Here is a 22,190-nt window from a genome sequence, read left to right as displayed (position 1 = left end):
CCAACCGAATGTGTCAAAACTAAATCCGCCCGATCACAGATTGATGCGCCGGAACACCGTTTGACCGCTGTGGAAAACGCCAATAGAAGGCAGCGTGCAGCGCTGCGCGTCCTTCTGGATGCGTGAGGAACGCTGAACCACTTTTAAGTTTGCCGGCTCCGCCGCCGGGCAGGGCGCTTCCATGTCTCACAACACCTTCGGCCATCTTTTCCGCGTCACCACCTGGGGTGAAAGCCATGGCGCTGCGCTCGGCTGCGTTGTGGACGGCTGCCCGCCCGGCATCCGCTTCAAGCGGGAGGATATCCAGGCCGAACTGGACAGGCGCCGCCCAGGCCAGTCGCGCTTCGTCACCCAGCGCCGCGAGCCGGATGAGGTGAAAATCCTCTCGGGCTTCATCCTCGACGAGGACGGCGAGACGATGATCACCACCGGCACGCCGGTGTCGATGCTGATCGAGAATGTCGACCAGCGCTCCAAGGACTATGGCGAGATCGCCCGCCAGTATCGGCCCGGCCATGCCGATTACACCTATGAGGTCAAATACGGCCTGCGGGATCATCGCGGCGGCGGCCGCTCCTCGGCGCGCGAAACCGCGGCGCGGGTGGCTGCCGGCGCGTTGGCGCGCAAGGTGGTGCCGGGCATGATCGTGCGCGGCGCGCTGGTTTCGATGGGCGAGAAACGAATAGATCGCGCCAACTGGAACTGGAATTTCGTCGGCGATGCCGAAAACCCGTTCTTCACTCCCGATCCAGCCTCCGTTCCGGTCTTCGCTGCCTATCTCGACGGCATCCGCAAGGCGGGCTCATCGGTCGGCGCGGTGATCGAGATCGTGGCCGAAGGCGTGCCGGCGGGCCTCGGCGCGCCGATCTATGCCAAGCTCGACCAGGACATCGCCTCCGGCCTGATGTCGATCAACGCCGTCAAGGGCGTCGAGATCGGCAACGGCTTCGAGGCCGCCCGCATCACCGGCGAAGAGAACGCCGACGAGATGCGCATCGGCAATGACGGCAAGCCGGTGTTCCTGTCCAATCACGCCGGCGGCATCCTGGGCGGTATCTCGACCGGGCAGGCGATCGTCGCCCGTTTCGCCGTCAAGCCGACCTCCTCGATCCTGACGCCGCGGAAGTCGATCGACAAGGACGGCAAGGACGTCGATGTCATGACCAAGGGACGCCACGATCCATGCGTCGGCATCCGCGCCGTGCCGATCGGCGAAGCCATGGTTGCCTGCGCGATCGCGGATCATTATCTGCGGCACAGAGGACAGACAGGTAAGGGAATAGGCAGTAGGGAATAGGCAGTAGGCCGCCCGAACAGCCTTTTTCTTTCCCTACTGCCTACTGCCTATTTCCTGCGAGCGAAGCGAGCACCTTATGCCCTACGACCAGAAGAAGATCGTCGAAGCGATCCGCGCCTTCGAGCGCGGCGAGATCGTCGTCGTCATGGACGATGACGGGCGCGAGAACGAGGGCGACCTGATCGTTGCCGCCGTCCACTGCACGCCGGAAAAGATGGCCTTCATTGTCCGCAACACCTCCGGCATCGTCTGCACGCCGATGCCGCGCGAAGAGGCGCGGCGGCTGAACCTGGCGCCGATGGTGGCCGACAATGATTCCGCCCACACAACCGCCTTCACCGTCAGCGTCGATTTCAAGCACGGCACGACCACCGGCATCTCCGCCGACGACCGCACCCTCACGGTGCGCAACCTTGCCAACGGCAATGTCGGCGCCTCCGATTTCGTCCGTCCCGGTCACATCTTCCCGCTGATCGCGCGCGAGGGCGGTGTCTTGATGCGTTCGGGCCATACCGAAGCGGCGGTCGATCTGTGCAAGCTCGCCGGCCTGCCGCCGATCGGGGTCATCTCCGAACTGGTCAATGACGACGGCACCGTCAAGCGCGGCCCCGAGGTGCAGGCTTTCGCCGAGGAGCACGGCCTGAAGCAGATCTCGGTCGCCGATCTCATCGCCTATCGCCAGCGCAAGGAAACGCTGGTCGAGCGCGTCGCCTGTTCCGACATCGACACGCCCGGCGGCAAGGCGCAGGTCTTCACCTACACGCTTCCCTGGGATTCCATGCACCACGTCGCGGTTGTCTTCGGCGACATCCGCGATGGCGAGGACGTTCCGGTGCGCCTGCATTCGGAAGATGTCGTCACCGATGTCTTCGGCACCAGCCACCGGCTGGACGGCATCATGAAGGCGATGGGCGAGCGCAAGCGCGGCGTCATCGTCTATCTGCGCGAAGGCTCGGTCGGCGTCGCTCACCAGGAGCGCAAGCGGCCGGCGAGCGGCGAACGCGAGGACCACGAGGAGGCGCGCCGCCGCGAGAACGAGTGGCGCGAGATCGGCCTCGGTGCGCAGATCCTCAAGGATCTCGGCATTTCGTCGATCAACCTGATCGCCTCGCGCGAGCGCCACTATGTCGGTCTCGAGGGCTTTGGGATTCACATCGCCAAGACCGAAATCCTGTAGGTGCGATTCAGGGTGACGCTTGCGGCTCCCGAGCGGTAGCTCGAAGCCTGCTCAAGCGGGCCCTGGTCACACCACTGGCTAACCATACCGTCGAGTTTGTGCACCGGTTTTGGCAGCCGCGAGCCGCAGCCACAATTGACAAACGTGCGGGTGAGAGCATCCTCCTCGGCCATTCTCTGAGGCGGGAGAGTCGGGGTCATGTGGGACTTCAGCGTCGGCAGGTCGGTGTCCATCATGATGAGGACCTGGCCGTTCATTGCCTTTCGAATGATCGTCTATTTCGGCATCACGGTGGCCTACATCATGGCGACCGGAACCGGCGCCAGCGTCGGCTACGGGGTCGGCCACATCTCCACCGATCCCGACGGACCGATGTCGTTTGCCCTATGGGGCGGGGTTGTCGGCTTCGGCGTCGTTTCGATCGCGGTCTACTGGATCCGCGAATACATCCTCTACGTCCTCAAGGCCGGCCACATCGCCGTGATCGTCCACCTGATCGACGGCCACGACGTGCCCGACGGCCAAGGCCAGATCGCCTATGCGCGTGAGGTGGTGACCAAGCGCTTTGCCGAAGCCAACATCCTTTTCGTCGTCGACCAACTGGTGAAAGGCGCGATCCGCGCCATTTCCGGCCTGGTCGGCGGCATCGCCGCCTTCCTGCCCATTCCGGGACTCAGTGGCGTGGTCAGCTTCATCAACACCGTCATCCGCCTGTCGCTGACCTATGTCGACGAGATCATCCTCGGCTACAATATCCGCATCAATTCGAACACGCCTTTCGAGACCGCCAGGCAAGGGGTCGTGCTCTACGCGCAGAACGGCAAGCACATGGTCAAGAACGCCGTCTGGCTGGCGGTGATCATGTGGGGCGTGTCCTTCGTCATCTTCCTTTTGATGCTGGCGCCGGCCGGTGCCATCCTGTGGGTCATGCCCGGTCAGCTTGCCGGTTGGGCCTTCGTGCTGGCCATCGTCTTTGCTTGGGCTTTCAAGGCGGCCTTCATCGAGCCCTTCGCCATCGCCTCGCTGATGCAGGTCTATTTCGCCGCCATCGAGGGCCAGGCTCCCAATCCCGAATGGGACCGGCGCCTGGCCGACACCTCGTCGAAATTCAGGGAGCTTCGCGACAAGGCGCTCAATTCCTTCGGCGGCTCGCGCTGGGATGCGCCCCGGGCGGCTTGATAGCAGCCGCCTGATCAGGGCTTCGGCCGGTCGCCGACACCGAGGCTGGCGATCGCCGATTTGAGCGGTGCCTCGCCGGCGCCGCAAAACGTCTCGCTCATCACCAGTTCGGGCAAGGGCAGGCGCTTGCCCCAGCCATGTGCTTCCAGATCCGGCTTCGGCGCGAATGCCGAGACGCGGCCGACGCACAGATAGGCGATCGGCGTGACATGGTCGGGGATCGACAGCAGCCGCTTCAGCGCTTCGGTCTCGATAATGCTGACCCAGCCGACGCCGACGCCTTCGGCGCGCGCCGCCAGCCAGAAGTTCTGCACCGCGCAGACGGTGCTGTAGAGATCCATCTCCGGATTGTGCCAGCGCCCGAGCGGCGAGTTCTGCGAGCGCTGCCGGTCGCAGGTGATGCAGAGATTGAGCGCGCTTTCGCAGATGCCTTCGAGCTTCAGCTTGCGGTAGAGCGCCTGCCGCTCCGCCTCGATGGCCGGCAATTCCTGCTCGCGCGCCGCCAAAAACAGGTCGCGCACCTGGCGGCGCCGTTCGGCATCGCGGATGACGATGAAGTTCCACGGCTGCATGTAGCCGACCGACGGCGCGTGATGGGCGGCCGTCAGCAGCCGCGCCAGCACGCTGTCGTCGAGATCGTCGGCGACGAAATGGCTTCGCACGTCGCGCCGGGTGAACATCGCCCGGTAGACCGCCTCGCGCGCCAATTGGTCAAAGTCATCGCCGCCGCCGGCGGCCGCTCCTGCCTGCATCGCTTTTCCCCTTGCGACAGCAGTCCTGCGCCTGACCAAGCGCAAGACCATGTCTGCCAGGCCGGTCTTCTGGCTCGGGATCGTCCCGCGTCCGGCGCCTTCCCGTCATCGACAGTGGCTTTTGCCGGCGCGGTCCCCCTCACAGCGTTGGGCACGCCACGGAGTTCAACCGTGTTCCCGATTCTCCCGCGCGTTGCGGGCACCAGGCAGCGGCACGACCTTACCGTGAGGCGGGCGCCGCGCCAATGCCGTCAGCGACACTATCGGGCGCGAATTTTCCCCAGCCATTCGGCGCTGAAACATGGTCATCCGGGCTGCGGGTGCCTAGATTAGGCGCCATGACAACCCGTCTCTACACCCATCCGGTATTTCTGGAACACCTTACGCCACCCGGTCACCCCGAGCGGCCCGACCGTTTGCGCGCCATCGAGCGTGTGCTGGATGATGAGTCATTTTCGGCTCTGGATCGCGTCAAGGCGCCGGAAGCCGATGAGGCGACCCTTCTCTATGCCCACCCGGAGGATTTCGTTGCCCGCGTCCGCGCCGCCATTCCCGAGAGCGGCATCGTCTCGATCGACGCCGACACCAGCGCCAGCCCGAAGAGCTGGCAGGCCGCGGTGACGGCGATCGGCGCCGCCAATGCGGCCGTCGACGACGTCTTCGACGGCCGCGCCAGCAATGTCTTCGTTGCTGCGCGGCCGCCCGGCCATCATGCCGAGAAGACCACCGCGATGGGCTTTTGCCTGTTCAACACCGCGGCGATCGCGGCCCGCTACGCGCAGAAGAAGCACCAGGCCGAGCGCGTCGCCATCGTCGACTGGGACGTGCACCATGGCAACGGCACGCAGGACATTTTCTGGGACGATCCGTCGGTGCTCTATTGTTCGACCCACCAGATGCCGCTTTATCCGGGCACTGGCGCAAAGAGCGAGACCGGCGCCGGCAACATCGTCAATGCGCCGCTGGCGCCCCGCACCGGCAGCGAACTGTTCCGCGACGCCTTCCTGTCGCGCGTGCTGCCGTCGATCGACGCCTTCGCGCCCGACCTGATCATCATTTCCGCCGGTTTCGATGCGCACCATCGCGATCCGCTGGCCGAGATCAACCTGACCGAGGATGATTTCGACTGGGCGACCGGGCAACTGATGGAGCGCGCCGGGCGCCACAGCGGCAATCGGCTCGTCAGCCTGCTGGAGGGCGGCTACGATCTTCAGGGATTGGCATTTTCGGTCGCCGCCCATGTCGGGCGGCTGATGAAGGGATAGGATATGGCTGGCGAAGGCAATGAGGACGTCAAGGCGATGAGCTTCGAACAGGCGCTCGACGCACTGGAGAAGATCGTCGATGATCTGGAGCGCGGCGACGTCCCGCTCGACCAGTCGATCCGCATCTACGAGCGCGGCGAGGCGTTGAAGGCGCATTGCGATCGTCTGCTGAAGGCGGCCGAGGACAAGGTCGAGAAGATCAGGCTGTCACGCGACGGCAAGCCAGTCGGAACGGAGCCGCTGGACGCCGAGTAGGTAAAAACGGGCAAGGAGTTCACGCATGTGCCGCAACATCAAGACCCTGTTCAACTTCGAGCCGCCGGCGACCGACGACGAAGTCCATGACGCGGCGTTGCAGTTCGTGCGCAAGCTGAGCGGTTCGACCAAACCGTCAAAGCGAAACGAGCATGCCTTCAACCATGCCGTCGAAGCGATTGCCGCAGCGGCGCGTGAATTGCTCGATTCCATGGAGACCACCCAGCATCCGCGCAATCGCGAGGAAGAGGCTGCCAAGGCGAAGGCCAGGTCAGCACTCCGCTTCGCCTGAGCCATCGCATGAGCTTCTTCCCGGCCAACGATCCTGAACCCGGCGATGCCTTCGCCTGCGATCGTATCGAGTTGATGGTCGTCCCCAACGCCAAGGACATCGGCGGCTTCGAGGTTCGCCGCGCCCTGCCGACGGCAAAGCGCCGGCTGGTCGGGCCGTTCATCTTCTTCGACCGCATGGGACCGGCAATCCTGAGGGCAGGGCAGGCGCTCGACGTGCGCCCGCACCCGCATATCGGGCTGTCAACCGTCACCTATCTGTTCGATGGCAGGATCAGGCATCGCGACTCGCTCGGCACTGAAATGGTGATCGCGCCCGGCGACGTGAACCTGATGACCGCCGGGCGCGGCATCGTCCATTCCGAGCGCACCCCGGAGGAACTGCGCGGCGCGCCGATGTCGATCTCCGGCCTGCAGACCTGGCTGGCGCTTCCCGATGGCAAGGAGGAGGTCGCTCCGATCTTCGAGAACACGGCGGTGATCCGCCTGCCGAAGATCGATGCCGAAGGGATCAGCGGCCGTGTCGTCATCGGCGAATTGTCCGGGCTGCGATCGCCCGTCACGACCGCCTCCGACACGCTCTATGCCGATCTGCGGCTGGCGCCGGGCGCCAGCGTGAAAATTCCCCCCGACGCCGAGGAACGTGCCATCTACACGCTGGAAGGCGAGGTCGCGATTTCCCGCGACCGCTTCCCCGCGGAACGGCTGCTGGTCTTCAAACCGGGCGACGAGATCGTCGTTTCGTCCGAGCGGGGGGCGCATTTCATGCTGTTCGGCGGAGCCTCGCTCGGCTCCAGGCGTTATATCTGGTGGAACTTCGTTTCGTCTTCGAAAGAACGCATCGAGCAGGCAAAAGAAGAATGGAAGACAGGCCGCTTCGATATCGTTCCCGGCGATGAGGAAGAGTTCATTCCGCTGCCGGAAAGCTGAACCGCGTCACTGACACGCATTTACATTCGTCTGCCGGCGGCATATTTCGCGCATGATCAAGGCGCATATTTGTGAAGGTTGAGCAATTCCAGGAAAAGTGCGAAACGGTTTTCCGTCCGGAATTGCGTGGAAGAAAGAGCAATTCCAGGAAAAGTGTGAAACGGTTTTGCGTCCGGAATTGCGTGGAACAAAGACACAGAGCGGTCCCGTGAAACGGTTAACCTCTCTGACGCAAGGTTAAGATCTTACAGGCCGCTCCGCAGTGAACCAGAAACCCGAAACCCCGCTTCTCGACCAAGTCCGCATCCCGGCGGATTTGCGGGCGCTTGACGAAAGCGCGCTGCCGCAGCTGGCGACGGAACTGCGCGCCGAGCTGATTGATGCCGTTTCGCATACCGGCGGCCATCTTGGCGCCGGCCTCGGCGTGGTCGAGCTGACGGTCGCCCTGCATTATGTCTTCAACACGCCGCAAGACCGGCTGATCTGGGACGTCGGCCACCAGGCTTATCCGCACAAGATCCTGACCGGCCGCCGCGACCGCATCCGCACGCTGCGCCAGGAGGGCGGGCTCTCCGGCTTCACCCGGCGAGCAGAGAGCGAATACGACCCGTTTGGTGCCGCGCATTCCTCGACCTCGATTTCTGCCGGTCTCGGCATGGCGATGGGCCGCGATTTGTCGGGCGGCCGTAACAATGTCATCGCCGTCATCGGCGACGGCGCGATGTCGGCCGGCATGGCCTATGAGGCTCTGAACAATGCCGGCGCGCTCGACGCCCGCCTGATCGTCATCCTCAACGACAACGACATGTCGATCGCCCCGCCGACCGGTGCGATGAGCGCTTATCTGGCCAGGCTCGCCTCGGGCAAGGCCTATCTCGGCCTGCGCGATTTCGGCAAGAAATTGTCGTCCTATCTCGGTAAGCGCGCAGATCGCGCCATCACGCGCGCCGTCGAGCATGCGCGCGGCTACGTCACCGGCGGCACGCTGTTCGAGGAGATGGGCTTCTACCACATCGGTCCGATCGACGGGCACAATCTCGAGCACCTGATCCCGGTGCTGAAGAACGTGCGCGACAATGCCGATGGTCCGGTGCTGATCCATGTCGTGACGCAGAAGGGCAAGGGCTACGCGCCGGCCGAAGCCGCCGCCGACAAGTACCACGGCGTCAACAAGTTCGACGTCATCACCGGCGCGCAGGCCAAGGCGCCGGCCAACGCGCCAAGCTACACCAAGGTGTTCGCCGAGAGCCTGATCCAGGAGGCGCGCGAGGACGACCGCATCGTGGCGATTACCGCCGCCATGCCGAGCGGCACCGGCCTCGACCTCTTTGGCGAGGTGTTCCCGGCCAGGACCTTCGATGTCGGCATCGCCGAGCAGCATGCGGTGACCTTCGCCGCCGGTCTCGCCACCGAGGGCTACAAGCCCTTCGCCGCCATCTATTCGACCTTCCTGCAGCGCGCCTACGACCAGGTCGTGCATGACGTGGCGATCCAGAAATTGCCGGTGCGCTTCCCGATCGACCGCGCCGGCTTCGTCGGCGCCGACGGCGCCACCCATTGCGGCGCCTTCGACACGACCTTCCTGGCCTCGCTGCCCGGCTTCGTCGTCATGGCCGCCGCCGACGAGGCGGAATTGCGCCACATGGTGCGCACCGCCGCTTCCTACGACGAAGGCCCGATCGCCTTCCGCTATCCGCGCGGCAATGGCGTCGGCGTCGACATGCCGGAGCGCGGCTCGGTGCTCGAGATCGGCAAGGGGCGCATCCTGAAGGAGGGCACCAAGGTGGCGCTTCTCTCCTTCGGCACGCGGCTGCAGGATTGTATGCTCGCCGCCGAGGAACTCGGCGCGGCGGGTCTTTCGACCACGGTCGCCGATGCCCGTTTCGCCAAGCCTCTGGACGAGGATCTCATCCGCCGTCTCGCGCGCTCGCATGAGGTTCTGGTGACGGTGGAGGAGGGTGCGATCGGCGGCTTCGCCAGCCAGGTGCTGCATTTCCTCGCCCATGAAGGGCTGCTGGAAAACGGCCTCAAGGTGCGCCCGCTGATCTTGCCGGACGAGTTCACGGACCACGCCAAGCCCGAGAAGATGTATGCCGACGCGGGCCTCGATGCGGCCGGCATCGTGCGCACGGTTTTCGCCGCGCTGGGCCACGGCGTGCAGGCGCAGCGCGCCTGAATCGAAGCTTCAACTTTCTGAATCGGTTTGCCGGCTTAAAGCTGTAACTTGTTGTTAGCGCTGCCGTATCGTCGCCGGCGAGATGACGTGACATACGAGCAGGTTCCTCAGCTGCTGACGCCGGCGTCGAGCGTCGTGTGTCGCGGACGGTCTGCTGATGCCCATTGCCTTCGCGGCCGGGTTTCGCCAATGAAGGCCGATGAATTCTCCCTTGCCAGCCAGCACGCGCCTGAGGCTCGACGAACTGCTCGTCGAGCGCGGCCTGTTCGGCAGCCGCTCGCGCGCCCGCGACGCGGTCGATCGCGGCACGGTCAGCGTTGACGGCGCGGTCGCCCGCAAGCCTGGCCAGTTCGTCACGCCGGACTGCCTCGTTGCCGTAGACGACCCGGCACAGGCCTATGTCTCGCGCGCGGCGTTGAAGCTCATTGCCGGCCTCGACCTTTTCGGGCTCGATCCCGCAGGCAGCGAAGCGCTCGATATCGGCGCCTCGACCGGCGGCTTCACCCAGGTGCTGCTCGAACGAGGCGCCGCCCACGTCACGGCGATCGATGTCGGTCATGGCCAGATGCATCCTGGGATCGCCGGCAATTCGAAGGTGAGGGCCATCGAGGGGCTGAACGCCCGCGACCTATCCGCCGCCGATCTGGACGGCAGCATTCCCAATTTCTTGGTTTGCGACGTCAGCTTCATTTCGCTGAAGCTCGCCTTGCCTCCGGCGCTTGCCTTGGCCGCCGAAGGCGCCAGGGCGCTGCTTCTCGTCAAGCCGCAATTCGAGGCCGGCCGCGAAGCGATCGGCAAGGGCGGGCTGCTCAAGGACCCGACCGACGCCGAACGCATCGCCGCCGGTTTGCGCGACTGGCTTGCCGGCATTGCCGGATGGCGCGTGCTGGGACTCCATCCGTCGCCGATCGAAGGCGGCGACGGCAATCGCGAATTCCTGCTCGCTGCGGTCAAGGACGCGGTTTCGCGATGAGCGCGCGCTTTACCATCGCCAGGCTTGGCGGGCAGGGCGACGGCATCGCCAGCGCCGATGGCGACGAAGTCTTCATCCCATTCACGCTGCCGGGCGAGATCGTCACCGCGGTCCGCCAGAAAGACCGCGCCGCGTTGATGTCGGTGCTTGAGACCTCGCCGCGCAGGATCGATCCTGCCTGCCGCCATTTCACCGAATGTGGCGGCTGTGCCTTGCAGCATTTCGAGGCCAAGGCCTATCAGCAGTGGAAGCGCGAAAAGGTCGTGCAGGCATTGAAGGCCAAGGGCATCGTTTGCGAGGTCGATGCGCTGGTGCCTTGCGCGCCTCACACGCGCCGCCGTGTGGTCTTCAGCGCCCGCCGTACCGACGCCGGCATGCTGCTCGGCTTCGTGCGCGCGCTTTCTTCCGAGATCATCCCGATCGAGGAGTGCCCGATTTCGCTGCCGGCGATCGTATCGGCGCTGGATCGGCTACGTGCCCTGGCCGGACTGGTCTGCGCCACGCCGAAGGCCTTCCACATGACCGTGACCGTGACGGCTTCGGGCCTCGACGTCGCCGTCCAGGACGCCGGCAGGCTTGGCGAGAACCAGCGGCGGGTCGCATCCAACTTCGTCATGGCCGAAGGCTTGGCGAGGCTTTCCGTCGATGGCGAGGTGATCATCGAGCCGAAGAAGCCGGTGGTGCAATTCGGGTCGATCGCCGTCGCCATGCCGCCGGGCGCGTTCCTGCAGGCGACCGAGGCCGCCGAGCAGACGATGGCGAGCCTCGTCGGCCGGCATCTTTCGCGCGCCAAGAAGGTGACCGACCTCTTCGCCGGCTGCGGCAGCTTCGCGCTCAGGCTCGCATCGAAGTCGGAGGTGCATGCGGTGGAGGGTGACGCGCCGGCGCTTGCGGCGCTCGACCGGGCCTTCCGCTTCGCCAGCGGCCTGAAGCGGGTGACCAACGAGCGCCGCGATCTCTTCCGGCGACCGCTGACGTTCAAGGAGCTGAACGGCTTCGACGGCCTCGTCTTCGACCCGCCGCGTGCCGGCGCCGAAGACCAGTCGAAGCAGATCGCGCGCTCCGACGTGCCGCTGGTCGCGGCCGTGTCCTGCAACCCGGTGACGCTGGCGAGGGACCTGCGTATCCTCATCGATGGCGGCTACGCGCTGAAGAACGTGACCCCGATCGACCAGTTCCTGTGGTCGCCGCATGTCGAAGCTGTCGCGCTGCTGGAGAAGCCGAGACGGCGCCGATAATGTGTGCGGCGGTTCTGCGGCAAGGACAACGCAATCGCCTCGCCTGAATCCGATAGCGGGGCGCGCTGTAGTCCGCAGCCGATGGTTCAGAAGAAATTGTGAAGCCTCTGTTCCCTCGGCGAAATTGTGCCCTAAAGCTGCCTTGTTGCAGGGTCTTAATTGCGTTGTCTGGGAAATATTCCGGCCGCTTCCGCGTTACTGATCTGAACGGACGGCGGATAACGGACGGCGGTTGCAATGCGGACGCTTCAGAAGTTCATCGGCCTCGTCGTAGCTCTCATCGTGCTAGCCGTCGCGCCGGCGACGACCGCGCTCGGGCAGGAGCAAAAACGCCTCGCTTTCGTCATCGGCAACGCGGCCTACTCTCCAGGCGAACTGGTGACGCCGGCGAATGACGCCGGGTTGATCGCACAGACCTTGCAGGCGGCCGGCTTCGATGTGGTCGGCGCGCGCGACGTGGACCAGGAATCCCTGCGCGGCGCCTTCCGCGATTTCCTGACCAAGGTTTCGGAAGCCGGTCCCGACGCAGTCGTCTTCATCTTCCTTGCCGGCCGCGGCGTGCAGTTCGAGGGCGAGAACTATTTCCTGCCGGTCGACGCCAAGATCGCGAATCCGGCCGATGTGCCGATCCAGGCGGTGCGGATCTCCGATCTCACGCGGCCGCTCGCGGCGCTGCCGACCAAGGTCAACATCGTGGTGCTCGACGCCGCGCGGCCCAACGCCCTCCCGCGGACCAACCAGCCGCTGGCCGGCGGCCTCGCGCTTGTCGATCCCGACCCGAACATGCTGATCGCCTTCAATGCCGCTCCGGGAACGGTCGCGCCGGAGGGCAAGGGGCCGTATGGCGCCTATGCCCAGGCTCTGGCTGAGATGATGCGCGAAGGCGGTCTGCCGCTCGACGAGTTGTTCGATCGCGTGCGCCTGCGCGTCAACGAAGTCACCCAGGGCGCGCAAGTGCCGTGGAATGCCTCGAAGATCAGCGCACCCTTCGTCTTCTTCGACCGCGCGCCCGATGCTCCCGCGCCGAAGGTTTCGGAGGCCGAAGACCAGGCGAACCGGACGAGAGAGATCCGCGACTTCGATGCCGACGACGCCTATGTGGCGGCTCTCGATCGCGACACGCTGAGCGGCTACGAGGAGTTCCTCGTCGCCTATCCGCACGATCCGATGGCCAAGCGCGTGCGGGCAATCTGCGCGGCACGGCGCGAGGCGATCACTTGGCGCCAGACTTGGATGCGAGACACGCCGGAGGCCTACTGGTCCTACCTGGACCGTTATCCGCATGGCCCGCACGCGTGGGACGCGCGTCGCCGGCTGGAGCATTTCGACGCCGAGCTTGAGCCACCCCCGAGCTTCACAGTCATCATCTATGACGTGCCGCCGCCGCCGGAGGAGGAATTCATCTATGTCGACCGGCCGGTGCTCTATTTCGACGATCCTGATTTCGATTTCGAGCCGCCGCCCCCCGTTGCGATAATCTTCCTGCCGCCGCCGCCGCCAGATTTCATCGTGCTGCGGCCGCCGCGGCGGCCGGTCGACGTCTTCGTGCTGCCTGTCCCGGTCTTCGTGCCCGTGCCCGTGTGGGTCAGGCCGCCGCGCTATATCGTGCCGCCGCCCAACGACATCATCTTCAACAACATCCACAACACGACCGTTATCAACACCATCAACAACACGACGATCACCAACGAGGCCAGCGAGGCCAGGCAGCCAGACGGCACTGAAGAGGGCGGCCTCACCGCCGGCCGGAAGGTGACCGCCGGCGGCACCGCCGCGATGGCGGCCAGGGTCGCGTTGCCGCCGCTGTTGAAGAAGCGAGCCGCGATCCAGCAACGCAAGCAGCCCGGCGTCGTCATGCCGCTGTCCAAGAATGAATCCGCGGGCAAGCTTGGAACCGATCACACCCTGCCGGGAGGCCGCGGCAAGACGCTGCCGCTCGTCAATGGCAGGCCGGTGCCCAACGGCCTGAATTTGCCCGGCAACGCGTCCAGGAAGCTGCTCGGCAAGCAAGGCACCGTGGACGCCGACCGCGAGGCGACCGGAAACGCAGCTGCTGCCGGCAAGAAGGGGCCGGTCAGCATCCAGGGCAACGACCGCAAGTTCCGCAAGCTGCCGACCGTCAATGGCAGGCCGGCCGAGCAAGGTTTGAGCGTCCGGGAAAAGACCAGGAAGTACAATCCGAATGTATTGTCCGATCGGAACGACGGCAAACCGAGGAAGCTGAGGCGCAAGGATTTGTCCGCCGGCCAGTCGTTCGTCGAACCGAATGATCGGGCTCCGGCCAAGGATAGGGGCAGAAACTTCCGCAAGCTGCCGACGGTCAACGGTGCGCCGGCCGACAGCCGCTCGAGCGTGCAGAAGAGACTGAGAAAGAACAATCCGAATGTGTTCTCCGACCAGGTTCAAGGCCCGGCTGGCGGCGGCAGGAAATTCCGCAGGCTGCAGAACGATCAAGAGGGTTCAGCCGGCGCGGAGATCAACGTCCAACGCAATTTCAAGGTCAACCGGCCGAACGAGAATGCGCAGCGCCAATTCAAGCTGCAGCAAAACCGCAACGTCGAGGTGTTCTCCAAGCCGCAGAGGCCGGAGTTCCGGGCGCAGCCGAGACCTCAGGGTCAGCCGCAGGAGCGTCGTCTGCAGCAGCAGCCCCAGCGACAACCGCAGCAGGGAAACAAGAGACCTGTCTGCGGGCATCCGGGCGAGCCGCCCTGCAGGCAGTAGGTCGGCCGGCAACTCGGCGGCTCCGGTCCGTGAAGTTACAAGACGGGGGATGTCTTTGTTCCGCGCAAAGAAGCAGGAAACCGCTCCGGTCCCGGCAGGCCGTTCGGCCGTCGCGCTTGGCTATGTTCGTGAAGGCTGCCGCCCAGGTTGACTAATTGATGGCACAGGCCCGGGGCTTCAAACCCTGGTGCCGCCCACCGTCATCTGGTTCATTCTCAGATGTGGCTGGCCGACGCCGACAGGCACGCCCTGGCCGGCCTTGCCGCACATGCCGATGCCGTTGTCGAGCTTCATGTCGTTGCCGACCATGGTGACGCGGTGCATGGCGTCGGGCCCGTTGCCGATAAGCATCGCGCCCTTGATCGGCTGCGTCACCTTGCCGTTCTCGATCATGTAGGCCTCGGTGCAGCCGAACACGAACTTGCCCGAGGTGATGTCGACCTGGCCGCCGCCGAAGGAGACGGCATAGATGCCGTTCTTGACCGAGGCGATGATCTCCTCCGGCGGCATGTCGCCCGAGGTCATGTAGGTGTTGGTCATGCGCGGCATCGGCTGGTGCGCATAGCCCTCCCGCCGTCCGTTGCCGGTGGCCTTCATGCCCATCAGCCGGGCGTTCTGGCGATCCTGCATGTAGCCGACCAGTCTTCCGTCCTCGATCAGCACGTTGCGCGCCGAGGGCGTGCCTTCATCGTCGACGGTGATCGAGCCGCGCCGCTCGGCGATCGTGCCGTCATCGACCACGGTGACGCCCTTCGCCGCCACTTGGCTGCCCATCAGCCCGGCGAAGGCGGACGTCTTCTTGCGGTTGAAGTCGCCCTCCAGTCCGTGGCCGACCGCCTCATGCAGCATCACGCCCGGCCAGCCGCTGGACAGCACGATGTCGAACGTGCCCGCCGGCGCTGGAACCGCCTCGAGATTGACCAGCGCCTGCCTGAGTGCCTCGCCGGCTGCGAATTTCCAGCTCTCTTCGGTGAGGAAGTCGCCAAAGCTCTTGCGGCCGCCCATGCCGTAGGAGCCGCTTTCCTGCCGGTCGCCGTCGCCGACCACCACGGCGACATTGATCCTGACCAGCGGCCGGATGTCGCGCACCACTTGGCCGTCGCCGCGCACGATCTCGACATGCTGCCAGGAGGCCGCGAGCGAGGCCGTCACTTGCCGCACTCGCGGATCGGCAGCACGCAGCCAGGTGTCGATCTCCTGCAGAAGCTTGGCCTTGGCCTCGAAGCTGGGCGAGGGGATGGGGTTCTCGTCGCCGTAGAGGTGGCGGTTGGTGCGGGCGGGCGCGGCGGCGAGCGTGCCGGTATAGCCGCCCTTGACCGCCGATACGGCATCGGCGGCCCGCAGCAGCGAAGCTTCCGAAAGATCGCTGGAGTGGGCATAGCCGCTGGCCTCGCCGGCCACGGCACGCAGCCCGAAACCCTGGTCGGTGTTGAAATTGGCCGTCTTCAGCCGGCCATTGTCGAACATCAGCGCTTCGCTCTCGCTGTATTCGAGGAACAGCTCGCCGTCGTCGGCGCCCTTGATGGTGTCGGCGACGATCTCTTTGATGCGATCGTCGGAAATGTCGAATTGGCCGATCAGGCTGTTCATGGCAGGGCTGTCCGCTGGCGGTTTCGTCTTACCCCCGATGTAGGGGCCAAGACCGGCCAAGGCAATCGGCGACGTGCACACGGGGTTGTCAGCGCCGCAAACGACCCGTCGGCCTCATTGCCGCCGCTGCGCTCAGGGCAGGGCGGCGAAGCCTTCTGCGAATCCCTTGAGGTCGACGGGAATGCCGATGCCTTCCTCGGGCGTCTGGAAAACGATGAAGGTGGCGGAGGTGCCGCTCTTCAGCGTGTCGAGCAGCGGTTTTTCGAGGATCACTTCGGCATAGCAGCCGTCCTGGAAGCAGCGCACGAAGTAGGCGCGGCCAATGTCCTTGCCGTCGACGTTGAGGCCAAGCCCGTTGGGCAGCAGCACGCCGAGTGGCGCGAGCACGCGCAGGATTTCGGCCTTGTTGTCGGCGGTGCGCAGGACCACTACCGAAAGTCCCATCTCGGGACGGTCCTCGGCCACGACGTTCTGCATCATCACGCATTGCTCGGAGGTCGCGCCGGCAGGCGTGTCGCAGATGATCGACCATGCCCCGTGCGTCGACTTGACCGTGCCGCTGGGCGGCGCGGCGGTCTGAGGCGGCGCGGCGCTGGCTCCGCCGGCCAAGCTGGCGCCAAGCAGTGCGGCGAGGAAAAGAACCACCTTCGCCGAGGGTCTCGAAAGCCAGGAAGTCATGACGGCTCCATTGCGAATCACGGCACTTTAAGCCGCGCCAAGGCCAAGTAAAGGACGAGACCGTCGCCGGCCCGCCCGGATCCCGGCAATTACGCGCTTTTCCAGAGCAATTTCGCCCGAATTGCGACCGCCCGGCGCGCAGCGTCGCGACGGTCGAGGACCTCCTCTGGGTTGCGCGCAAAAATGCCGCACGGTTTCCTCCGCTCCTTCCTTGCGGAGGGCAGTAGAGTATGGTTTGAACCAGCCTAGGGAAAGACCGGGATTCCCAATCCCGGCACTGTCCGTTATTGGTGCGATCCGATCGCAGGAAGTGGGAGACGTGAGGGCGATGAGAAAATTCCTGGCAAGCGCCAAGTATCTGGCAGGTGCTGCAGCCGCGGGCGCGCTCCTCTCCAGTGCATCCGCTTATGCGGATCAGCCGCGGGCTTGGGAGACCGGATTCCAGGCGCCTGCGACCGACATGATGCGGCAGATCGAGTGGTTCGGAAACTACACCTTCGTCTTCATCGTGGTGATCACGCTTCTGGTGCTGATCCTGCTCGCCTATTGCATCCTCAGGTTCCGCGCGAGCGCCAACCCGGTGCCTTCCAGGACCAGCCACAACACTTTGATCGAGGTCATCTGGACAGTGGGCCCGGTCGTCGTGCTGCTGCTCATCGCCATCCCCTCCTTCCAGCTGCTCACCGCTCAGTATACGCCGCCGGAAGAAGCCAAGCTCACCGTCAAGGCGACCGGCAACCAGTGGAACTGGGACTATGAATATCAGGTCGACAAGACCTTCTCCTTCAACTCGGCGATCCTGCAGGACGCCGATCGTGCCAAGGCCGGCAAGGAAGACCGCAATCTTTATCCGCGCCTGCTCGCCGTCGACAACGAGCTGGTGGTGCCGGTCAACACCATGACCCGCGTGCTGATCACGGCCACCGACGTCATCCATTCCTTCGCCGTGCCGTCCTTCGGCATCAAGATGGACGCCGTACCCGGGCGCACCAACGAGACCTGGTTCAAGGCGGACAAGGAAGGCCTCTACTATGGCCAGTGCTCGCAGCTCTGCGGCAAGGATCATGCCTTCATGCCGATCGCGGTTCGGGTCGTGTCCGACGCGCAGTACAAGACCTGGCTGGAGACGGCCAAGACCGACGTGCCGGCCGCCAACAAGGCGCTGATGGCCGAGATCGACGGCACCAACAAGGTAGCGGCCGCCGGCAATTGATGCCGCGGGCAAGCAGGAATTAGGGAACGGAGCGGAACATGGCAGAGGCTGCAGCTCACGAGCACCACGACCACCGGCCGCATGGCTGGGTCCGCTGGGTGTACTCCACCAACCATAAGGACATCGGCACGCTCTACCTGATCTTCGCGATCATGGCAGGCATCGTCGGTGCCGCGCTTTCGGTGGCCATCCGCATGGAGTTGCAGGAGCCCGGCATCCAGATCTTCAGCGGTCTGGCGCAGATGGTCTACGGCATGCAAGGCGACGCCGCCATCGACGGCGGCAAGAGCATGTACAATGCCTTCGGCGCCGCGCACGGCCTGATCATGATCTTCTTCATGGTGATGCCGGCGCTCATCGGCGGCTTCGCCAACTGGATGGTGCCGATCATGATCGGCGCGCCGGACATGGCCTTCCCGCGCATGAACAACATCTCCTTCTGGCTGCTGCCGCCGGCTTTCATCCTGCTGCTCAGCTCGATGTTCGTGCCGAGCGCTCCGGGCGCCTTCGGCGTCGGCGGCGGCTGGACGATCTATCCGCCGCTGTCGACCTCCGGTCAGCCCGGCCCCGCGATGGACCTCGCGATTCTTTCGATCCACATCGCCGGCGCTTCGTCGATTCTCGGTGCGATCAACTTCATCACCACTATCTTCAACATGCGCGCTCCCGGCATGACGCTGCACAAGATGCCGCTGTTTGCCTGGGCCGTGCTGATCACGGCCTTCCTGCTGCTGCTCTCGCTGCCGGTTCTGGCGGGCGCCATCACCATGCTGCTCACCGACCGCAACTTCGGCACAGCCTTCTTCGTGCCGGATCAGGGCGGCGACCCGCTGCTCTTCCAGCATCTGTTCTGGTTCTTCGGCCATCCCGAGGTGTACATCCTGATCCTGCCGGGCTTCGGCATCATCAGCCATATCGTCTCGACCTTCTCGAAGAAGCCGGTCTTCGGCTATCTCGGCATGGCCTACGCCATGGTCGCGATCGGCGCCGTCGGCTTCATCGTCTGGGCGCACCACATGTACACCACCGGCCTGTCGCTCGACACGCAGCGCTATTTCGTGTTCGCCACCATGGTCATCGCGGTGCCGACCGGCGTGAAGATCTTCTCCTGGATCGCCACCATGTGGGGCGGCTCGATCTCCTTCAAGGCGCCGATGCTGTGGGCGCTGGGCTTCATCTTCCTGTTCACGATCGGTGGCGTCACCGGCGTTCAGTTGGCCAATGCCGGCCTCGACCGCTCGCTGCACGACACCTATTTCGTGATCGCCCACTTCCACTATGTGCTGTCGCTGGGCGCCGTGTTCGCCATCTTTGCCGGCTGGTACTACTGGTTCCCGAAGATGACCGGCTACATGTACTCGCCGGTGATCGCCAACACCCACTTCTGGGTCACCTTCGTCGGCGTCAACCTGATCTTCTTCCCGCAGCACTTCCTCGGCCTTGCCGGCATGCCGCGCCGCACCGTCGACTATCCGGATGCGTTCGCAGGATGGAACATGGTCTCATCCTACGGCTCCTACATCGCCGCCGTCGGTGTCGCGATCTTCCTTTACGGCGTCTTCGAGGCTTTCCAGAAGAAGCGGGTCGCCGGCGCCAATCCGTGGGGCGAGGGTGCCACCACGCTCGAATGGCAGCTGCCTTCGCCGCCGCCGTTCCACCAGTGGGAACAGCTGCCCAAGATCAAGTAAGGCAGCTTCCCCACGCATGCGAGGCCGCCAGCAAGCCGGCGGTCTTGGCCAACGGAATGATGGACTTTAAGTACGCATGGCCCTTGCCGACGACAGATTGATGGAGGAAGCGGGCTTTCGCATGTCGGAAGCGACCGCGGGCGATTTCTTCGCCCTCCTGAAGCCGCGCGTTATGTCGCTGGTCGTCTTCACGGCTTTTGTCGGCCTGGTCTCCGCACCGGTCGCCATCAATCCGCTGCTGGCGGTGATCGCCATCCTGGCGATCGCGATCGGTGCCGGTGCGTCCGGCGCGCTGAACATGTGGTACGACGCCGATATCGACGCTGTGATGACCAGGACGGCCGGCCGTCCCGTGCCGGCCGGCCGTGTCACGCCTGGCGAGGCGCTGAGCTTCGGCCTCGTGCTCTCGGTGCTGTCGGTGATGACGCTGGGCGTGCTGGTCAACTGGCTGTCGGCGGCGCTGCTCGCCTTCACCATCTTCTTCTATGCCGTCATCTACACGATGTGGCTGAAGCGCTGGACGCCGCAGAACATCGTCATCGGCGGGGCCGCGGGTGCATTTCCGCCGGTGATCGGCTGGGCGGCGGTGACCGGCTCGGTCAGCCTCGAAAGCCTGATCCTGTTCCTGATCATCTTCCTCTGGACGCCGCCGCATTTCTGGGCGCTGGCGCTGTTCAAGTCGGATGACTATGCCCGTGCGGGCATCCCGATGATGCCGAACGTCGCTGGACAGGCTTCGACCCGCCGCCAGATCTTTGCCTACGCGCTGATCCTGGCGCCGGTCGGCGTGCTGCCTTGGATGCTGGGCTTTACCAGCGCCGGCTACGGCGTCGTCTCGGTCGCGCTCGGAGTGGGCTTCGTCTGGTATGCCTGGAAGGTGTTCGGCATGAGCGACGGCGACCGCGCCATGAAGCCGGCCAAGGCGCTGTTCGGCTATTCGCTGCTCTATCTTTTCGCCATCTTCGCTGCCTATCTCGTCGACAGCGTGGTCGGGCGCGCCCTCGTCATGGGGGGAGCATGATCGTGGCCGACAAGAACCTCGAACTGGTCACCTTGACCGAACGCCAGCGCAAGGCGCGGCGCAACCGTTCCATCGCCATCGGTGTGGCGCTCGCCGCGCTTGTCATCATCTTCTACGTCGCCACCATCGTGCGCTTTGGCCATCACGGCGCAGGCCTTACATCTTCGGGTTTGATGTGAGGCGTTCCATGAGTGGCGAGATCAGCAGACCTCTCGGCAAGAACGGCAACCGCATCGTCGTCGCGGTCTGCCTTGCCTTCTTCACCGGCATGGTCGGCATGGCCTACGCTGCGGTGCCCCTCTACAAGATGTTCTGCCAGGTCACGGGATATGGCGGCACGACGCAGCGCGCAGAAAAGCAATATGCCGGCCGCGTGCTCGACCGTGACATCACAATTCGATTCGATGCCAACACCAACGGCATTCCGTGGCAGTTCGAGCCCGCCACCCGCTCGGTGACGATCAAGATCGGCGAGACCACGCAGGCCCATTACAGCGCGACCAACAGGTTCAGCCGCCCCATCACCGGCCGCGCCTCGTTCAACGTGCAGCCGGAAATGGCAGGCGCCTATTTCAACAAGGTGGAGTGCTTCTGCTTCACCGACACGACGCTCAAGCCCGGTGAGACGCTGGACATGCCGGTCGTGTTCTACGTCGATCCGGACATCGTCAACGTGCCGGAACTGAAGGACTTGAAGACCATCACCCTGTCCTACACCATGTTCCCGGTCGAAAAGAACAAGCCCGTTGCGTCATCGGCTCCAGCCGCCGGCAGCAACAAAGTTTCCAATTCCGAAGCAAGCCTCGGGGGTTGATATGGCAGACGCGCACGCAAAACCGAACCACGACTACCATCTCGTTAACCCCAGCCCATGGCCGTTCCTGGGGTCGATCGGCTCGCTGGTCACGGCTATCGGCGGCGTCTGCCTGATGCAGTATCTCAAGGCCGGCAACTTCCCGATCTTCGGGCACAACATCGCCAACCCGTGGCTGTTCTTCATCGGCCTGATCATCGTGCTGTACACGATGTTCGCCTGGTGGTCGGACACCATCAAGGAAGCGCATGAAGGCCACCACACGCGCGTCGTGTCGCTGCACCTGCGCTACGGCATGATCATGTTCATCGCCTCCGAGGTGATGTTCTTCGTCGCCTGGTTCTGGGCTTTCTTCGACGCCAGCCTGTTTCCGGGCGAGGCCGCGCAATATGCCCGCACCACCTTCACCGGCGGTGTCTGGCCGCCGAAAGGCCTGGAGGTTCTCGACCCCTTCCACCTGCCGCTTTACAACACCATCATCCTGCTCCTGTCGGGCACGACGGTGACCTGGGCCCACCACGCACTGCTGCATGGCGACCGCAAGGGCCTGATCAACGGCCTGGTGCTGACGGTCGGCCTCGGCATGCTCTTCACCATGGTGCAGGCCTACGAGTACATGCACGCTCCGTTCGGCTTCAAGGATTCCATCTACGGCGCCACCTTCTTCATGGCGACCGGCTTCCACGGCTTCCACGTCATCATCGGCACGATCTTCCTGCTGGTCTGCCTGGTGCGCGCCATGCGCGGCGACTTCACGCCCAAGCAGCATTTCGGTTTCGAGGCCGCCGCCTGGTATTGGCATTTCGTCGACGTGGTCTGGCTGTTTCTGTTCAGCTGCGTTTATGTCTGGGCCTCGAGCGGCGCGGTGATCGAAGCCCACTGACCCGGGCGATCTTGGGATTTTTTGAGCAGGCGGCCGTGGCGAGCGGCCG

General features: G+C 64.5%; 21 protein-coding genes and 1 riboswitch. Of the genes, 17 read left to right on the top strand and 4 right to left on the bottom strand.

Annotated elements, in window-relative coordinates; translation table 11 throughout:
• Positions 1 to 33: 33 nt before the first annotated feature.
• Complete coding sequence (locus tag EJ074_RS29650) at positions 34 to 183, bottom strand: hypothetical protein (RefSeq protein ID WP_165349896.1); 150 nt, start codon at positions 181 to 183, stop codon at positions 34 to 36.
• Between EJ074_RS29650 and aroC the strand changes: the two genes are divergently transcribed.
• The 3 genes from aroC to EJ074_RS09015 all read left to right on the top strand — a co-directional run bounded on the left by aroC (position 182) and on the right by EJ074_RS09015 (position 3,653).
• Positions 182 to 1,297, top strand: a complete 1,116-nt coding sequence (aroC, locus tag EJ074_RS09025; protein ID WP_129553067.1) for a chorismate synthase — start codon at positions 182 to 184, stop codon at positions 1,295 to 1,297. The genes EJ074_RS29650 and aroC overlap by 2 nt on opposite strands.
• A gap of 76 nt (positions 1,298 to 1,373) precedes the next feature.
• Positions 1,374 to 2,474 carry a 3,4-dihydroxy-2-butanone-4-phosphate synthase gene (gene ribB / locus EJ074_RS09020; RefSeq protein ID WP_129553066.1) on the top strand — a complete coding sequence of 367 codons (1,101 nt, stop codon included), beginning with the start codon at positions 1,374 to 1,376 and terminating at the stop codon, positions 2,472 to 2,474.
• Positions 2,475 to 2,672: 198 nt separating this feature from the next.
• Complete coding sequence (locus EJ074_RS09015; protein WP_095805549.1) at positions 2,673 to 3,653, top strand: hypothetical protein; 981 nt, start codon at positions 2,673 to 2,675, stop codon at positions 3,651 to 3,653.
• Between the two features lie 14 nt (positions 3,654 to 3,667).
• Here EJ074_RS09015 and bluB read toward each other — a convergent pair whose 3' ends face one another.
• Complete coding sequence (gene bluB, locus EJ074_RS09010; RefSeq protein ID WP_129553065.1) at positions 3,668 to 4,405, bottom strand: 5,6-dimethylbenzimidazole synthase; 738 nt, start codon at positions 4,403 to 4,405, stop codon at positions 3,668 to 3,670.
• A gap of 41 nt (positions 4,406 to 4,446) precedes the next feature.
• Positions 4,447 to 4,627: riboswitch (cobalamin riboswitch) on the bottom strand.
• Positions 4,628 to 4,743: 116 nt separating this feature from the next.
• On the opposite strand from bluB, the gene EJ074_RS09005 reads away from it, so the two are divergent.
• The 8 genes from EJ074_RS09005 (at position 4,744) to EJ074_RS08970 (ending at position 14,254) form a co-directional block, all read left to right on the top strand.
• Complete coding sequence (locus EJ074_RS09005) at positions 4,744 to 5,670, top strand: histone deacetylase family protein (protein WP_129553064.1); 927 nt, start codon at positions 4,744 to 4,746, stop codon at positions 5,668 to 5,670.
• 3 nt (positions 5,671 to 5,673) lie between these two features.
• Positions 5,674 to 5,925 (top strand): exodeoxyribonuclease VII small subunit, encoded by a 252-nt coding sequence (locus EJ074_RS09000; RefSeq protein WP_059186707.1) that lies wholly within the window; start codon positions 5,674 to 5,676, stop codon positions 5,923 to 5,925.
• A gap of 25 nt (positions 5,926 to 5,950) precedes the next feature.
• Positions 5,951 to 6,217, top strand: coding sequence for a DUF2277 domain-containing protein (locus EJ074_RS08995; RefSeq protein ID WP_129553063.1), 267 nt, complete (start codon positions 5,951 to 5,953; stop codon positions 6,215 to 6,217).
• An 8-nt stretch (positions 6,218 to 6,225) separates the two neighbouring features.
• The gene (locus EJ074_RS08990; protein ID WP_129553062.1) at positions 6,226 to 7,146 is read left to right on the top strand and encodes a pirin family protein; all 921 of its coding nucleotides are present in this window, start codon (positions 6,226 to 6,228) and stop codon (positions 7,144 to 7,146) included.
• A 262-nt stretch (positions 7,147 to 7,408) separates the two neighbouring features.
• Entirely contained in the window at positions 7,409 to 9,322 is a 1,914-nt protein-coding gene (gene dxs / locus EJ074_RS08985) for a 1-deoxy-D-xylulose-5-phosphate synthase (protein WP_129553061.1), read from the top strand.
• A gap of 199 nt (positions 9,323 to 9,521) precedes the next feature.
• Positions 9,522 to 10,295, top strand: coding sequence for a TlyA family RNA methyltransferase (locus EJ074_RS08980; protein WP_095805555.1), 774 nt, complete (start codon positions 9,522 to 9,524; stop codon positions 10,293 to 10,295).
• The gene (locus tag EJ074_RS08975; protein WP_129553060.1) at positions 10,292 to 11,533 is read left to right on the top strand and encodes a class I SAM-dependent RNA methyltransferase; all 1,242 of its coding nucleotides are present in this window, start codon (positions 10,292 to 10,294) and stop codon (positions 11,531 to 11,533) included. Before EJ074_RS08980 ends, EJ074_RS08975 begins: the two co-directional genes overlap by 4 nt.
• 237 nt (positions 11,534 to 11,770) lie before the next feature.
• The gene (locus EJ074_RS08970; protein ID WP_129553059.1) at positions 11,771 to 14,254 is read left to right on the top strand and encodes a caspase domain-containing protein; all 2,484 of its coding nucleotides are present in this window, start codon (positions 11,771 to 11,773) and stop codon (positions 14,252 to 14,254) included.
• A 177-nt stretch (positions 14,255 to 14,431) separates the two neighbouring features.
• Here EJ074_RS08970 and tldD read toward each other — a convergent pair whose 3' ends face one another.
• On the bottom strand, positions 14,432 to 15,844 hold the full coding sequence (tldD, locus tag EJ074_RS08965; protein WP_129553058.1) for a metalloprotease TldD: 1,413 nt from the start codon (positions 15,842 to 15,844) through the stop codon (positions 14,432 to 14,434).
• A gap of 132 nt (positions 15,845 to 15,976) precedes the next feature.
• Positions 15,977 to 16,522: an invasion associated locus B family protein gene (locus EJ074_RS08960; RefSeq protein ID WP_095805559.1), complete on the bottom strand. Its 546-nt coding sequence runs from the start codon at positions 16,520 to 16,522 to the stop codon at positions 15,977 to 15,979.
• Positions 16,523 to 16,850: 328 nt separating this feature from the next.
• On the opposite strand from EJ074_RS08960, the gene coxB reads away from it, so the two are divergent.
• From coxB to EJ074_RS08930, 6 genes are all read left to right on the top strand, one after another.
• Entirely contained in the window at positions 16,851 to 17,735 is an 885-nt protein-coding gene (coxB, locus tag EJ074_RS08955) for a cytochrome c oxidase subunit II (RefSeq protein WP_129553057.1), read from the top strand.
• A 38-nt stretch (positions 17,736 to 17,773) separates the two neighbouring features.
• Positions 17,774 to 19,423 (top strand): cytochrome c oxidase subunit I, encoded by a 1,650-nt coding sequence (gene ctaD, locus EJ074_RS08950; RefSeq protein WP_129553056.1) that lies wholly within the window; start codon positions 17,774 to 17,776, stop codon positions 19,421 to 19,423.
• Between the two features lie 76 nt (positions 19,424 to 19,499).
• Positions 19,500 to 20,444 (top strand): heme o synthase, encoded by a 945-nt coding sequence (locus EJ074_RS08945; protein WP_129553055.1) that lies wholly within the window; start codon positions 19,500 to 19,502, stop codon positions 20,442 to 20,444.
• Entirely contained in the window at positions 20,441 to 20,623 is a 183-nt protein-coding gene (locus EJ074_RS08940; protein ID WP_095805563.1) for a hypothetical protein, read from the top strand. The genes EJ074_RS08945 and EJ074_RS08940 overlap by 4 nt, the downstream gene beginning before the upstream one ends.
• Before the next feature lie 8 nt (positions 20,624 to 20,631).
• A complete protein-coding gene (locus EJ074_RS08935; protein ID WP_095805564.1) occupies positions 20,632 to 21,258 on the top strand; it encodes a cytochrome c oxidase assembly protein in 627 nt (208 codons plus the stop codon).
• The gene (locus tag EJ074_RS08930) at positions 21,191 to 22,141 is read left to right on the top strand and encodes a cytochrome c oxidase subunit 3 (RefSeq protein WP_176478348.1); all 951 of its coding nucleotides are present in this window, start codon (positions 21,191 to 21,193) and stop codon (positions 22,139 to 22,141) included. Before EJ074_RS08935 ends, EJ074_RS08930 begins: the two co-directional genes overlap by 68 nt.
• The last annotated feature ends 49 nt before the right edge of the window (positions 22,142 to 22,190 follow it).

This window comes from Mesorhizobium sp. M3A.F.Ca.ET.080.04.2.1 (genome assembly GCF_003952525.1).
Taxonomy (GTDB): domain Bacteria; phylum Pseudomonadota; class Alphaproteobacteria; order Rhizobiales; family Rhizobiaceae; genus Mesorhizobium.
The sequence above is the reverse complement of the archived record's forward strand: the minus strand, read 5'-3'. Positions and strand labels throughout refer to the sequence as shown.